We start from the raw sequence: 14,447 nt of genomic DNA, 5'->3' as shown, positions 1-14,447 counted from the left end.
GGCGGCATCCGGCCAGATCCGGCATGGCCGTGCCGCAGTAGGGGGCCGCGGGGCCCCCTTTCGCGTTCACCCCGCGAACGCGCTCAACCGGCCGGCCTGATCCACCACCCGGATCGGTCCGCCGAACAGCTCGGACAACGGTCCATCGCGCAGCAGTTCCGCGCGTGAGCCATCGGCGAGGATCTTGCCACCGCGCAGCATCACCACCCGCTCGATCTCGGGAATGATCTCCTCGATGTGGTGGGTCACCAGCACCAGCGTGATGCCCTGGCGGGCGAGATCGCGCATGGTGGCGATCAACTGCTCGCGGGCGATCAGGTCCAGCCCGGTCGAGGGCTCATCCAGCAGCAGGGCCTGCGGCCGGTTCACCAGCGCCCGGGCGATCAGCACGCGCCGGGTCTCGCCGGCCGAGAGTTCGGCGTAGCCACGCTGCAGCAGGGGCAGGGCGCCGGTCATGGCCAGGGTTTCACGCGCGCGTTCGCGCATCTCCGGGGTCACTTCACGGAAGGCCGGCACCACGAAGCTGGCGAAGAAGCCGGTCAGCACCGCCTCTTCCACGGTCAGCCCGGGCATGTCCGAGAGATTGCTGCTCAGGTCGCCGGTGACGATGCCCAGCTGCGAGCGCAGCCGGTCCACCTGCCAGCGGTTCTGGCCGAGCACGCGCACCGCCACCGTGCCATCGCCATGCGCCAGCGGGTACAGCTCGCGGGTGATGAGCTTGATGAAGGACGACTTGCCGCAGCCATTGGGGCCCAGCAGGGCGGTGTGCTGGCCCTGTTCGATGCGAAGGCTGAGATCGTGCAGGACCCGGACCTGGCCGCGGATGACACAGGCGCGGTCGAGCTCGATCAGGGGGACGGAGGAGGCCGGCACCACCGGCGAGGCTGCGACTGTCATGAATGCGGGGGCATGCTCACGAAGGTAAGGGAGGAACTGAATGACTGCGCAAAAATGGCATCGAAGGGATGAAGTTTGCAACGTCAGGCCCCATCATGTCCGAAGGTGTACCCGTTTCCTTGCTGGCCGACTGCGGCCCGGAGTTCTGCGATGCTCGATACGCTCCTCAACTTCCTGACCGGCGGTGTCGTCGGCCTTGGCTGGTGGGGCATGGCGCTGGTGCTGCTGGTGTTCACGCAGCTCACCATCTTCGCCGTGACCCTGTATCTGCATCGCAGCCAGGCGCACCGGGGGGTGGATTTCCATCCGGTCATCGCGCACTTCTTCCGGTTCTGGACCTGGCTGACCACCTCCATGATCACCAAGGAGTGGGTGGCGATCCATCGCAAGCACCACGCCAAGGTGGAAACCGATGAAGACCCACACAGCCCGGTGACCAAGGGCATCGGCATGGTGTTCTGGCGCGGCGTGGAGCTGTACCGCGAGGCCCGCGCGATGCGTGCGGACATCGAGCAGTACGGCCGCGGCGCCCCGGATGACTGGATCGAGCGCCACCTGTACACCCCGCACGCCAATCTCGGCCCGGTCGCGCTGCTGGTCATCAACAGCGTGCTGTTCGGCCTGCCCGGCGTGGCCCTGTGGGCGATCCAGATGGCCTGGATCCCGTTCTGGGCCGCCGGCGTCATCAACGGCCTGGGCCACTGGTGGGGCTACCGCAACTTCGAATCGGCCGATACTTCCACCAACCTGACCCCGTGGGCGTTCTGGGTGGGTGGCGAAGAGCTGCACAACAACCATCACGCCTTCCCCAGTTCGGCGCGCTTCTCCATGCGCCGCTGGGAGTTCGACATCGGCTGGGCGGTGATCCGCGGCCTGCAGGCCCTGCGCCTGGCCAAGGTGCTGCGCGTAGCACCGAGCATGGACGTGCGCCCGAACATCGCCGTGCCGGATGCGGAAACCCTCAAGGCCCTGCTGTCGCACCGCTTCCAGGCGATGACCGATTACCAGCGCAACGTGTTCGTGCCGGCCCTGCGCGAAGAGGCCGCGATGGCTGGCGCCAAGCTGCGCAAGCTGCTGCCGCGCCGCATGCGCCGTGGCCTGGTCAACGACGGCCGCTGGCTCAAGCCGGATTGCCGCGCCCAGCTCAGCACGTGGGTCGAACAGCGACCGCGCATCCGCGTGCTGGTGGAACACCGTGCCCGCCTGGCGGCCCTGCTGGAAGCGCGTGGCAACGACGCCGCCGAGCGCCTGAAGCTGCTGCAGGCGTGGTGCCACGAGGCCGAAGCCAGCGGCATCGCCGCGCTGCAGAACTACGCCGCGCGCCTGAAGGGCTACGCACTGACGGCGCACTGATCGATGCGCCTCCCGACCGGGAACGTCTCCGCGAAACGCCGCCTTGTGCGGCGTTTTGCGTGTCTGGGCCTGGCCGTTGGCGTGCTGGGCGCGACGGCACAGGCGCAGGTCACCGATACCGGCAGCTACCTGCAGCGCATGGACACCGACGGCGACGGACGGGTCAGCGTGGAGGAATACGTGCAGTGGCTGCTGTACGCCTTCGATCACATGGACCGCAACGGCGATGGCGTGCTCCGTGCCGATGAACTGCCCGGCGGCAAGGGCGCCCCGATCACCCGCGAACAGCAGCGGCAGACCCTGATCCAGCGCTTCCACAAGCAGGACGCCAACGGCGATGGCTACCTGAGCGCGAAGGAACTGGCCGCGCCGCCGCGGTGAGTCTGGTCTGGCCGCCAGGTGGAGCGTTGGGCGATCATGCTCCGCATGGACGATCTGATCGACGAATGGTGTGAATTCTGCGCGGGACGCAGCGAACAGGAAACGTGGTACTTCTCCGGGCTGCTGCAGGGCGTTACCGAGGCGGAGGTCCTGACGCAGGTGTTCGCAGCCTTTCCTCACGCCGATGCGCTGGAGGCGCGCGCCTTGGACGTGCTCCAGGCCGGTCGCTGGGGCAATCATCTCTACCTCCAGCCCGCCCACGAAGGGAATGCACAGGCCCGAGCCGCCGCCGCGCGTGCGTGGCTGGACGAACTGGCGCGCGTTGCCGGCGCGAATGGCGAACCGGCGTTGCAGGCAACGCTGCTCAGCGTCCCGGTTGTCAGTACATCGTCTGATCGACTGGAAGCGGCTCGGTCCACGTCCGAACCGTCGGGCTACCTGCACGATGTGATCTGCGAGGTGGTGAGGGATGCGCGCACGCTGGACACCGCGCAGGTGGCCGCACTGGACGAGGCGCTGTACCACGTCGCTTCGGATCTGTATTTGGGCTGGTACATCTCCCAGCCGTTGGCACCTGACGCCATCGATTTCGCGCCCTATCTGGCGCTCTGGCGTTTAGGGGGAGGCAGCGCGCTGGTCCAGGATGCGTTCTTGGTCCAGGAGTGAACGGAGCGCGCGCGACGCGTTGAGTAGAATTGCCCCATGCCTGAACTGCCCGAAGTAGAAACCACCCGCCGCGGCCTGGCCCCGCATCTGGAAGGCCGCAGTGTGCACGGCGTGATCCTGCGCCGGCCCGACCTGCGCTGGCCGATTCCGCCGGAGGTCAGCGAGCAGCTGCCCGGCCAGGCAATTGAAGCGGTCCGCCGTCGCGCCAAGTACCTGCTGCTGGATACCGCCATCGGCAGCGCGGTGCTCCACCTGGGCATGTCCGGCAGCCTGCGCGTGCTGCCCGGCGATACGCCGGTGCGCGCGCACGACCACGTGGACATCAGCCTGGACAACGGCCGGCTGCTGCGCTTCAACGACCCGCGCCGCTTCGGCAGCCTGCTGTGGCAACCGGCCGGGGAAACCCATGCCCTGCTGGCCGGGCTGGGTCCGGAGCCGCTCGACGACGCCTTCGATGGCGACTACCTGTTCGCCCGCAGCCGCGGCCGCAGCGCGTCGGTGAAGACGTTCCTGATGGACCAGGGCATCGTGGTCGGCGTCGGCAACATCTACGCTGCCGAAAGCCTGTTCATGGCCGGGATCAATCCGCTGCGCGAGGCCGGCAAGATCTCCCGCGCGCGCTACCAGCGCCTGGCCGATGCGGTGAAACGGATCCTGGCCTATGCCATCACCCGGGGCGGCACCACCCTGCGCGATTTCATCAATCCGGACGGGGCGCCGGGGTACTTCGAGCAGGAGCTGCTGGTCTACGGGCGTGAAGGCGAGCCCTGCCGGCAGTGTGGCCGCCTGCTCCGCCACGCCACCATCGGCCAGCGCGCCAGCGTCTGGTGCGGGCACTGCCAGCGCTGAATCGTCGCGCGCCTGTCGCCCATCGGGCGGTATAGTCCGGCCAACGTCACCGGCGGGGGTGTGCGATGGACGAAGGACCGGATATCACCGTGTGGCTGGATTCGGCCCGGGCGGGCGACCGCGCCGCGCTCGACCGGGTCCTGACCCTGCTCTACCAGGAGCTGCACAGCATGGCCCGCCGGCAGCTGGCCGGTCAGCAGGGCCGCACCCTGGATGCCACCTCGCTGGTGCACGAGTCGTACCTGAAGCTGCTCGGCTCGCGGGGCGCCGCGCGCTTCGAGGACCGCGCGCATTTCTTCGCCTACGCCGCCTCGGCAATGCGCAGCGTGGTGGTCGATTACGCGCGCAACCGGCTGGCGCGCAAACGCGGCGGTGACCTCAAGCGGGTGGAGCTGCCCGAGAACAGCAGCAGCGGCGTGCGCCTGGATGAAGATCTGCTGGCGCTGGATGTCGCGCTGGCGCAGCTGCACGCGGTGGATGCACACCTGGCCAAGGTGGTGGAACTGCGGTACTTCGCCGGCCTGTCCGAGCAGGAAATCGCCGACCTGTGCCAACGCTCGGAGCGCAGCATCCGCCGCGACTGGCAGAAGGCGCGCATGTTCCTGCTGGCGTCGGTCGGGGAGCCCTGAAAGCCCACGCATCGTCCGGGGAGAGGACCGATGGAGGCGTCACGCTGGCGGCAGCTGTCCTGCCTGCTGGATCAATTGCTGGAACTGCCCGAACCGGCGCGTGAGCAGCGGCTGTCGCGCCTGCGTGTGGAGGATCCGGGCCTGGCCGAGGATGTGGAGCGCCTGCTCGCCCACGAGCGCGACAGCCACGAGTTCCTGGCCCAGCCGTTGTGGACCGCCGCGCCGGAGGACAGCCGGGTAGGCACGCGGGTCGGGCCGTACCGGCTGCTGCGCCCGCTCGGCGAGGGCGGCATGGGCGAGGTCTGGCTGGCCGAGCGTGCCGATGGCCTGTACGAGCGCCAGGTCGCCCTGAAGCTGCTGCGCAGCGGCTATGCCGATCCCGGCCTGCGCCAGCGCTTCAGCCGCGAACGCGAGATTCTGGCGCGGCTGCAGCACCCGAACCTGGCCCATCTGCTGGATGCCGGCGTGGATCTGCAGGGGCAGCCGTACCTTGCGCTGGCCTACGTGGAAGGCGAGCCGATCACCGAGCACTGCCAGCGCCTGGCGCTGCCGCTGGAGCGGCGCCTGCAGCTGATGCTGCAGGTCTGCGCGGTGGTCAGCCATGCGCATGCGAATCTGATCGTGCATCGCGACCTCAAGCCCTCCAACATCCTGGTCACCGCCGAGGGCGAGGTGAAACTGCTGGACTTCGGCATCGCCAAGCTGCTTGACGATGACGAGGGCAAACCGCCCGTGCATCCTCCCACCGAAGCGCGGGCGTTCACCCTGCACTACGCCGCGCCGGAACAGGTCCGCGGCGAGCCGGTCTCCACGCTGACCGATGTCTATTCCCTGGGCGTGGTGTTGTTCGAGGTGATCACCGGGCAGAAGCCCTATCGCCTGCGCCGGCACAGCGATGCGGAATGGGAGCGCTCGATCCTGGAGGTGCAGGCCCCGCGCGCCTCGGCGGTGGTGGCGCGCGTGGCGGCCGCCGGGGGTGAGCAGGCGGTGGCGGCCAGGCGCCTGTCGCGGCGGCTGCGCGGCGACCTGGATACCATCCTGCTCAAGGCCCTGCAGAAGGAACCCGGGCAGCGCTACGCCTCGGTGGAAGCGCTGGCCCAGGACCTGCGCCGCTTCCTCGAAGGCCGCCCGATCCATGCCCGGCCGCAGCACGTGGGTTACCGGCTGCGCAAATACCTGGGCCGCCACCGCTGGGGCGTGGCGCTGGGCAGCATGGCGGTGCTGGCCCTGCTCGCACTGGCGCTCACCGCGCTGTGGCAGATGCAGCAGGCCCGCCGTGAAGTGGCGCGCGCCCAGGCGATGGAGGATTTCACCGTGGGCTTGTTCGACCGGGCCGCCGGCGTGCGCCACGGCAGTTTCGATCTGCGCCAGCTGCTGGCCACCGGACAGCAGCGGGGCGAGGCGGAACTGCGTGATCAGCCACTGTCGCTGGCCGAGCTGGAAGGCGTGATCGGCCGCCTGCGGATCGGTATGGGCGACTACCAGCTGGCGCTGCAGACGCTCGATCACCAGCGCGCGCTGCTCGAGCAGGCCGGCGAGGTGCCACCGGCGCTGCAGCTGGAAGCGGTGACCCAGCGTGGGCGGGCCCTGCGCATGCTGGGGCGCTCGCGCGAGTGCGTGACCCACCTCACGCCGATGCAGGCATTGGCCACGCAGCAGCGTCTGCGGCTGCCGACGGTCGTGGCCGAGTACCACACCCAGTTGGGGCGCTGCCAACAGCTGCTGGGCTACCGCGACAACGCCCGCGCCTCCTTCGAGCAGGCGCGGGTGCTGCGCCGTGATGTGCTGCGTGATACGCAGGGCACTGCGGAGAGCCTGGCCGATCTGGCCGCGCTGGACAGCGACGATGGCCGTGCGGCGGCCGCATTGGCCGGCTACCGGCAGGCGCTGCAACTGCTGCAGGCCAAGGCCAGCGCGCGCAACCCGCAGTTGATCGCGCTGCGGCGGCACATGGGCGAGACGCTGGCCGCACAGGGCGACCTCGACGCTGCCGGGCAGGCGCTGCAATGGGCCGGCGCCGATGCGGTGGCGCTGTACGGGCCGGATCACCCGGAAACCCTGTCGATCCGTCGCCTGCGCGCGCTGCTGGCGCTGCAGCGCGGTGACCTGCAGCAGGCGCAGGCCCAGTTGCAGCAGGTGCATCGCCTGACCCGTCAGGCGCTGGGTGAACAGCATCGCGATACCGGCCTGACCTGGCATGCGCTGGGGCGGCTGGCGCTGGAGCGCGGTGACAGTGCCACCGCGATCGATGATCTGGGCCGCGCCGTGGCGATCTGGCGCCAACCCGATTGCGTCGGCCTGCTGCCGCAGGGCCTGTACGACTATGCCGCTGCCCTGGCCCAGGGCGGGCGTTGGCAGGCCGCCCTGGCCGCCCTGCATGAGGGACGCCAATGGCAGGCCGCGCAACGCGGCGACGACGATGCGTCCGTGCAGCAGGCCGATCGGCAGATGGCAGAGATCGTCAGTGCGCAGGGTGATCCACGCCAGGCCGGCGAGCAGTTGGCGGCGCTGATGCGTCGGGTGGACCGTGCCGGGCCCTCCAGCCCGGCGCTGCAGCGCGCGTTGCAGCTGGCCTGGGGCCGCAACCTGGGCCGGATGGGCCAGACCGTGGAAGCGCGCCGCGCGCTGGCGCCCTTGCTGGTGGGCGACGCCGCCGACCTGGACAGCCGTGCCCTGCGCTGGCGCGCGCGCGCGGCGATGGCGCAGCTGGACTGCGGCACCTCCCCGGCGCGTGCGCGCGAAGCACTGGGCCAGCTTCGGCAGGAGCTGCAGGCACAGTGGCCGCAGGGCGGGCAGTTGCTGCAGGAGGTGAACCGGCTGCGCCAGGACTGCGTGCCGGCGCAGGTCGCCGCCGGGCCCTGACCGTGCTGGCTGAACGCCGCCGCGCATTCACCTCGGCGAATTAACGTCTGCGTGCCTATGATGGCCGGCCCTTCCCTGCCATCGCTGCCTGCATGCAACGACGCGACTTCCTCCGCAATGCCTCCGTGGCCCTGGCCGCTTTCGGCCTGCCCGCACTGCCGGCCTGCGCCGCGCAGGGCAACCAGGTCGGCCTGCGCCGGCTGGGCCAGCCGCAGCCGTTCGATTTCGCCTCGCTCAAAGGGCAGGCCCGCGCGCTGTCCCAGGCCGCCTACCAGAGCCACAAGCGCACGTTGCCGGGCCCGGTGGAAGGGCTGGACTGGGACCAGTACCAGTCCATCCAGTACCGTCAGGACCACGCCCTGTGGGCCGACCAGCCCGGGCGTTACCAAGCCAAGTTCTTCCACCTGGGGCTGTACTTCCATTCCCCGGTGCGGATGTTCGACGTGACCGACGGCAAGGCGCAGGAACTGGCCTATGACGGCGCCGCCTTCGATTACGGCAAGAGCGGCCTGAAGGGCAGCCACCTGCCGGCCGACCTGGGCTTTGCCGGCTTCCGCCTCAATACCCGCAAGGACACCGACCGCGACTTCGCCGCGTTCCTCGGTGCCAGCTATTTCCGCGCGGTCGGCAAGGAGGGCCAGTACGGCCAATCCGCGCGCGGCCTGGCGATCGACACCGGCATGGGCAAGCCCGAGGAATTCCCGGATTTCATCGCCTACTACCTGGAGCAGCCGGCAGCGGACTCGAACACGCTGGTGGTCTACGCCCTGCTGGATTCACCCAGCACCACCGGCGCCTACCGCTTTGCGATCACCAACGGCGATGTGCTGTTGATGGACATCGACTGCGCGCTTTACCCCCGCAAGGCGATCGAGCGCCTGGGCATCGCCCCGTGCACCAGCATGTACCAGGTCGGCGAGAACGACCGCCGCATGGCCTGGGACTGGCGCCCGGAAATCCACGATACCGATGGCCTGTCGATGTGGACCGGCGCCGGCGAATGGATCTGGCGCCCGCTGTGCAACCCGTACAACCTGCGCTTCAACATGTTCGTGGACAACAACCCGCGCGGCTTCGGCCTGCTCCAGCGCGACCGCAACTTCGACCATTACCAGGACGACGGCGTCTTCTACGAGAAGCGTCCGTGCCTGTGGGTCGAACCGAAGGGGCAATGGGGCAAGGGCTCGGTGCAGTTGGTTGAAATCCCGACCGTGGATGAGACCTTCGACAACATCGTGGCGTTCTGGAATCCCGAGGCCAAGCCGCAGCCGGGCCAGGAGCTGCTGCTCGGCTACCGCCTGTTCTGGGGCGCGGAGCCGCCGGCGCGCCCGCCGCTGGCGCACTGCGTGGCCACCCGTACCGGCCTGGGCGGGGTGATCGGCAAGAAGCGCGAGTACTTCTCGTGGCGCTTCGCGGTCGATTTCGAAGGGGGCGAACTGGCCGCGATGATCGACAAGGGCGAAGTCGAGGCCGTCGTGCAGGTCAGCCGTGGCCGCACCGAGATCGTTTCGGCGCGCCCGCTGCGCGAGATCAGGGGCTACCGTGCGATGTTCGACGTGGTGCCGCCGGATGACTCGACCGAGCAGATCGACATCCGCCTGTACCTGCGCAGTGGCGGGAAAACGCTGACCGAAACCTGGCTCTATCAGTACAGCCCGCCGCCGAAGGGCGCGGCGGAGCGCACGTTGTACTGAGGCGCCGGCAACCGCCGACCCACCTCACCCGGCGCGCGGACAGGCGCCCGGGTGAAGCTGACGGGGAGGCGGGTCAACCGGCCTGCAACGGGTCGATACGGCCTTCACCGCGCATGATCTTTTTGAACTCTGCGCGGCTTACCGACACATAGCGCTCGTTGCCGCCGATCTCCACCTGCGGCCCGTCCTGCACCGCGTGGCCGTGCTCGTCCACGCGCACGGTCATCGTGGCTTTCTTGCCGCTGTGGCAGATCGTCTTGATCTCCTGCATCTCATCGGCCCAGGCCAGCAGGTACTGGCTGCCTTCGAACAGCTCACCGCGGAAATCGGTGCGCAGGCCGTAGCAGAGCACCGGGATGCGCATCTGGTCGACCACCTCGCTGAGCTGCCACACCTGGCTGCGGCTCAGGAACTGCGCCTCATCCACCAGGACGCAGCCCAGCGGGCCGTGCGTGCCGATGTCCTCGGCGATCAGCTGCTGCAGGTCGGTGTCGGGGTGGAACGCGATCCCGTCCGCCTTCAGGCCGATCCGCGAGGCGACCACGCCGTGCCCGGCGCGATCATCCAGCCGCGGGGTCAGGATGGCCACGCGCATGCCCCGCTCGCGGTAGTTGTGCGCCGACTGCAGCAGGGTCGTGGTCTTGCCGGCGTTCATCGCCGAATAATAGAAATAGAGCTTGGCCATGCCGGGATTTTATCCGTTCGGCGGCCCCGGCATGGCGCCGGATCGGTTCAGTCCCACAAGCCCGGTACCGTGGTCGGCATGCCGACCTCCACGCTCCCGGTGCCGATGGCACGCCCGGCCGCCTCCAGCTGCCGCGCCTGCCATTGCCAGTACTGGGCCGGCTGCCAGTATTCGTCCCGATAGAACACGTCCGGCTCCACGTAGCGCTGGCCGCGATCATCGCGGACCAGCATGCGCATGCCGCCGACCGAGCCGGTTCGGCTGCCGGTGACCTCACTCAGCCCGCGGCGGAGCTCACGCTCCAACCGGGGCTGGGCCACCGTGTCGCCAAACTCGGCGTACAGGGCCTGGCCTTCCTGCACCGCACGGGTCTGCTCGTCCGGGGTCAGCGCAGCCCAGTAGCGCTCACGCAGCACCAGCAGGAACTCGGTCCCGCGCTCGGCGGCCAGGTCCATCCAGGCATAGGCCAGCGCCCGGTCCTGCCCGCCGCCCTGGCCGTTCCACCACATCTCGGCCAGCGCGGCCTGGGACAGTTTGTCGGCATGGCGGGCGCCGAGGCGGTAGAAACGCCGCGCTTCCTCGAGGCGGCCGCGCGCCTGGGCCTCCTTGCCGAGCTTGCGGTAACGCAGGTCGGGGTGCCGGTTCAGGAAGGCGTCGGTGTCCTGTGCATCCTGGGCACGCAGGTCCGGCTGGCTCGACTGCCCCCAGGCGGGCAAGGCCGCGAGGGCCGCGACCAACATCCACACCCCGCGTCCTTTCCTGCTCATTGCCATGCGTCGCGTCCTCTGCGTCGATCAGGACAATGGATACCCCACCCCCGTGAAGGCGTCAATCCGGGCGGTGGCGCGTCGATGCGGGCCGACCAAGGCCGGTACAATGCCCCTCCCCTGGAGATGGCATGCACGGTCTCAATCCTCCCCAACACGCGGCAGTGATGCACTGCGAAGGTCCTCTGCTGGTGCTCGCCGGCGCGGGCAGCGGCAAGACGCGCGTGATCGTGGAGAAGATCGGCCAGCTGATCGCCAGCAAGCGCTACCCGGCGCGGCGGATCGCGGCGATCACCTTCACCAACAAATCGGCCAAGGAAATGCGCGAGCGCGTGGCCAAGCGCCTGCGCGGTGACGATGCCGATGAAGTGACGATCTGTACCTTCCACGCGCTGGGGCTGAAGTTCCTGCAGATCGAACACGCTGCGGTGGGGCTCAAGCGCGGGTTCTCCATCTTCGATGCCGACGATTCGACCGCACAGGTCAAGGACCTGATGTACGGGGCCAAGCCGGACGACATCGAGGACGTGAAGAACCTGATCTCGCGCGCCAAGAATGCCGGTCTCTCGCCCGAGCAGGCGATGGCCGCGGCACGCAGCACGCGCGAGAAGGAAGCGGCCAGCGTCTACGAGCGCTACCAGCTGCGGCTGACCGCGTTCAACGCGGTCGATTTCGATGATCTGATCCGCCTGCCGGTGCAGGTGCTGGAAGAAAACCCGGAGATCGCACTGGCCTGGCGCGAGCGCATCGGCTACCTGCTGGTGGACGAATGCCAGGACACCAACGATGCCCAGTACCGACTGCTCAAGCAGCTGGCCGGCAGCAAGGGCAACTTCACCTGCGTGGGCGATGACGATCAGTCGATCTACGCCTGGCGCGGTGCGAACCCGGAAAACCTGCAGCAGATGGCGCGCGACTACCCGGCGCTGGAAATCATCAAGCTGGAGCAGAACTACCGCTGCTCCAACCGCGTGCTGCGCGCGGCCAACGCACTGATCGCCAACAACCCGCACGAACACCTGAAGAAGCTGTGGAGCGACCAGGCCGACGGCGAGCGCATCCGCGTGTGGGAGTGCCGCAACAGCGAGCATGAAGCGGAAAAAGTGGCCGCGGAGATTTCGTTCCTGGCGACGTCCAGGAAGATTCCGTGGAGCGATTTCTGCATCCTGTTCCGCGGCAACTTCCAGTCGCGGCCGCTGGAAAAAGCGCTGCAGCTGGTGCGCGCGCCGTACCACATCACCGGCGGCACCGCGTTTCTGGAACGGCAGGAGGTCAAGGACACGCTGTCCTGGCTGCGCCTGCTGGTGAACCCGGACGACGATACGGCGTTCATGCGTGCGGTGCAGTCGCCCAAGCGCGAAGTGGGTGCCGGCACCCTGGCCAAGCTGGCCGAGCTGGCCTCGGAAAAGGATTTGCCGATGGCGCATGCCGCCGAAGCGATCGGTGCGCTCTCGCAGTTGCCGCCGCGCGCGGCCAATGGCCTGAGCCGCTTCACCGACATCCTGCGCGACCTGCGTGCGGAGATGCCCAAGCTCAGCTCCGGCGACCTGGTGCGCAAGCTGGTGAAGGAATCCGGGCTGGTCTCGGATCTGCGTAGTTCGTGCAAAGAAGAATCGGTGTACCAGCGTCGCCTCGGCAACCTGGAAGAACTGGCGCAGTGGTTCGAGGGCGGTCCGCGCGGAGCCTCCACCGCCGATCTGGCCGCGCAGCTGGCACTGCTCTCGCGCAACGACAAGGACGACGGTGGCAACCAGGTGCGGATGATGACCCTGCACGCCTCCAAGGGCCTGGAATTCCCGTACGTGTTCATCATCGGCTGCGAGGACGGCGTGCTGCCGCACCAGGTCAGCCTGGACGAAGGCAACCTGCAGGAAGAGCGACGCCTGCTGTACGTGGGCATCACCCGCGCCAAGGTGCAGCTGTGGATGAGCTACAGCAAGCTCACCCGCAAATTCGGCGAGCACGTGCGGCTCAAGCCCAGCCGCTTCTTCGAAGAGATACCGGCCGAGGAAATGCAGCGCGACGGCGCCGATCCCGTCGCCGACGCCGCGCGCAAGAAAGAGCGCGCCAACGCAGGCCTGGCCGCGATCCAGGCCCTCTTCGACTGACCCACCGCCGGGGTAGAGCCGACCGTTGGTCGGCTGCCCAAAGCGCGCCGGTTGCCGTATCCCGGCTCGAAGCGCAGCCGACCAACGGTCGGCTCTACCGGGTTTGCGGCGCGCATTGCACAATCGGCGTATCGCCTTCCACCGGAACCCGCATGTCCGCCGTGATCCAGACCGACCGCCTGCACCTGCGCCTGATCGACCCTGACCATGATGCCGCCGACATGCTGGCCCTGCTCAACGAGCCGGGCTTCATCCGCAACATCGCCGACCGCGGCGTACGCACCCTGGCGCAGGCGCGCGACTACACCGCCGAGCGCGTGCTGGGCAGCTACACCCTCAATGGCTTCGGCATGTACGCGATCATCCGCCGCAGCGACGGGGCGTGGCTGGGCAACGCCGGGCTGGTGCGCCGCGATGGATTGCCGGCGCCGGACATCGGCTACGCGTTGCTGGCCCAGTACGAGGGCAACGGGTACGCGTTCGAGGCCGCGCGCGGGGTGATGCATTACGCGCGCGATGTGCTCGGTCACACCGACCTGTACGGCATCGTGTCCCCGGACAACGTGCGCTCGGCCGCGCTGCTGCGCAAGCTGGGCATGGAGGATCGTGGCGACCTGCTGCTGCCGCCGCCACACGAGGAGGTGGTGCTGCTGTTCGCCACCCCGGGCGCGCCGGCGCCCTGACACCGGCGACGTGCACGCGCCACACCCACCCACCGGTAGAGCCGACCGTTGGACGGCTGCCCGTCACCAGCGAATCAATCAGCGACACGCGTAGAGCCGACCGTTGGTCGGCTGCGCCTCACCCGCCCAATTGCGCGCGCAATTCCGCCAGCTGCTCCTGCAGCTCGGCCACCGTGGCCTCCAGCTGCTGCACGCGCGCTTCCAGCGCCGGGCTGCCACCGCCACCACCACCGCCCGACGAAGACCCCTTGTAGCTCTCGGCCAACGCCTGCACATCCACCGGGCCACCCAGCAGGTGCATGTAGCGGTCTTCGCGCTGGCCGCTGGCGCGCGGCAGCTGCACCGCCAGACCGCGCTGGATCATGCGCTCGATGTGGTGGCGCAGTTCCTCCGCGTCCTGGAACTGGAACAGCCGCTCGCTGCGGGTCAGCAGCTCGTTCACCGTCTGCGGGCCGCGCAGCAGCAACAGGCCCGCGATGGCCAGCTGTTGCCGGGTCAGGTCCAGCGCACTGCCGGCGCGATGCTCGTAGCGCTCGGCGCGCGAGGAAAACTGCTGGCGGGCCAGGCCCATGCTTTCCAGCTGGCGCAGCGCATGGTGCACATCACCGGCGGACAGGGCCATCACCGGCTCGCGCGCGGTCTTCTGGTTGGCCGCCACCTGCGCGGCGTTGACCGTGAGCGGGTAGGCGTCCGGGGTGGTCGCCTCCTTCTCGATCAGGCAGCCCAACGCGCGGGCCTGGGCCGCGCTGAGCACGGGCAGGGCAGGGGTCTGGGTGTCGTCGGTCATGGGGCGCTCCGGGGTGTTTCAGGGGCGTGCAGCATAGCCGAGCCCCGCCTTGCGCATGAATGCCGCCGGACAAGCCGGTAAACTGG

General features: G+C 68.8%; 13 protein-coding genes. 9 read left to right on the top strand and 4 right to left on the bottom strand.

Going from position 1 to position 14,447, the window contains the following annotated elements:
* Positions 1-66: 66 nt before the first annotated feature.
* A complete protein-coding gene (locus POS15_RS17445) occupies positions 67-852 on the bottom strand; it encodes an ATP-binding cassette domain-containing protein (RefSeq protein ID WP_026069924.1) in 786 nt (261 codons plus the stop codon).
* Positions 853-1,047: 195 nt separating this feature from the next.
* Here POS15_RS17445 and POS15_RS17440 point away from each other — a divergent pair, with 195 nt between their 5' ends.
* The 7 genes from POS15_RS17440 to POS15_RS17410 all read left to right on the top strand — a co-directional run bounded on the left by POS15_RS17440 (position 1,048) and on the right by POS15_RS17410 (position 9,331).
* Positions 1,048-2,250 (top strand): fatty acid desaturase, encoded by a 1,203-nt coding sequence (locus POS15_RS17440; protein ID WP_019184105.1) that lies wholly within the window; start codon positions 1,048-1,050, stop codon positions 2,248-2,250.
* A gap of 3 nt (positions 2,251-2,253) precedes the next feature.
* Complete coding sequence (locus POS15_RS17435) at positions 2,254-2,631, top strand: EF-hand domain-containing protein (RefSeq protein WP_284128572.1); 378 nt, start codon at positions 2,254-2,256, stop codon at positions 2,629-2,631.
* A 45-nt stretch (positions 2,632-2,676) separates the two neighbouring features.
* Positions 2,677-3,297 (top strand): hypothetical protein, encoded by a 621-nt coding sequence (locus POS15_RS17430; RefSeq protein ID WP_019184107.1) that lies wholly within the window; start codon positions 2,677-2,679, stop codon positions 3,295-3,297.
* 36 nt (positions 3,298-3,333) lie between these two features.
* Positions 3,334-4,146 carry a bifunctional DNA-formamidopyrimidine glycosylase/DNA-(apurinic or apyrimidinic site) lyase gene (gene mutM / locus POS15_RS17425; RefSeq protein ID WP_284128571.1) on the top strand — a complete coding sequence of 271 codons (813 nt, stop codon included), beginning with the start codon at positions 3,334-3,336 and terminating at the stop codon, positions 4,144-4,146.
* Positions 4,147-4,211: 65 nt separating this feature from the next.
* Positions 4,212-4,775, top strand: coding sequence for an ECF-type sigma factor (locus POS15_RS17420; protein WP_019184109.1), 564 nt, complete (start codon positions 4,212-4,214; stop codon positions 4,773-4,775).
* 30 nt (positions 4,776-4,805) lie between these two features.
* Positions 4,806-7,637, top strand: coding sequence for a serine/threonine-protein kinase (locus POS15_RS17415; protein WP_284128570.1), 2,832 nt, complete (start codon positions 4,806-4,808; stop codon positions 7,635-7,637).
* Between the two features lie 92 nt (positions 7,638-7,729).
* Positions 7,730-9,331 (top strand): glucan biosynthesis protein D, encoded by a 1,602-nt coding sequence (locus POS15_RS17410; RefSeq protein WP_019184111.1) that lies wholly within the window; start codon positions 7,730-7,732, stop codon positions 9,329-9,331.
* Between the two features lie 73 nt (positions 9,332-9,404).
* On the opposite strand, the gene POS15_RS17405 is transcribed toward POS15_RS17410, so the two are convergent.
* Entirely contained in the window at positions 9,405-10,016 is a 612-nt protein-coding gene (locus POS15_RS17405) for a thymidine kinase (RefSeq protein ID WP_019184112.1), read from the bottom strand.
* A 47-nt stretch (positions 10,017-10,063) separates the two neighbouring features.
* The gene (locus tag POS15_RS17400) at positions 10,064-10,756 is read right to left on the bottom strand and encodes an SEL1-like repeat protein (RefSeq protein ID WP_019184113.1); all 693 of its coding nucleotides are present in this window, start codon (positions 10,754-10,756) and stop codon (positions 10,064-10,066) included.
* A gap of 158 nt (positions 10,757-10,914) precedes the next feature.
* Between POS15_RS17400 and POS15_RS17395 the strand changes: the two genes are divergently transcribed.
* Together POS15_RS17395 and POS15_RS17390 are read left to right on the top strand one after the other, a co-directional pair.
* A complete protein-coding gene (locus POS15_RS17395) occupies positions 10,915-12,891 on the top strand; it encodes a UvrD-helicase domain-containing protein (RefSeq protein ID WP_046274220.1) in 1,977 nt (658 codons plus the stop codon).
* 152 nt (positions 12,892-13,043) lie between these two features.
* The gene (locus POS15_RS17390; protein WP_019184115.1) at positions 13,044-13,574 is read left to right on the top strand and encodes a GNAT family N-acetyltransferase; all 531 of its coding nucleotides are present in this window, start codon (positions 13,044-13,046) and stop codon (positions 13,572-13,574) included.
* A gap of 118 nt (positions 13,575-13,692) precedes the next feature.
* Here POS15_RS17390 and POS15_RS17385 read toward each other — a convergent pair whose 3' ends face one another.
* Positions 13,693-14,361 (bottom strand): DUF480 domain-containing protein, encoded by a 669-nt coding sequence (locus POS15_RS17385; protein ID WP_284128569.1) that lies wholly within the window; start codon positions 14,359-14,361, stop codon positions 13,693-13,695.
* Positions 14,362-14,447: the final 86 nt, after the last annotated feature.

It is taken from the genome of Stenotrophomonas sp. BIO128-Bstrain, assembly GCF_030128875.1.
Lineage (GTDB): Bacteria > Pseudomonadota > Gammaproteobacteria > Xanthomonadales > Xanthomonadaceae > Stenotrophomonas > Stenotrophomonas bentonitica_A.
This window is presented reverse-complemented; position numbering and strand designations above follow the sequence as displayed.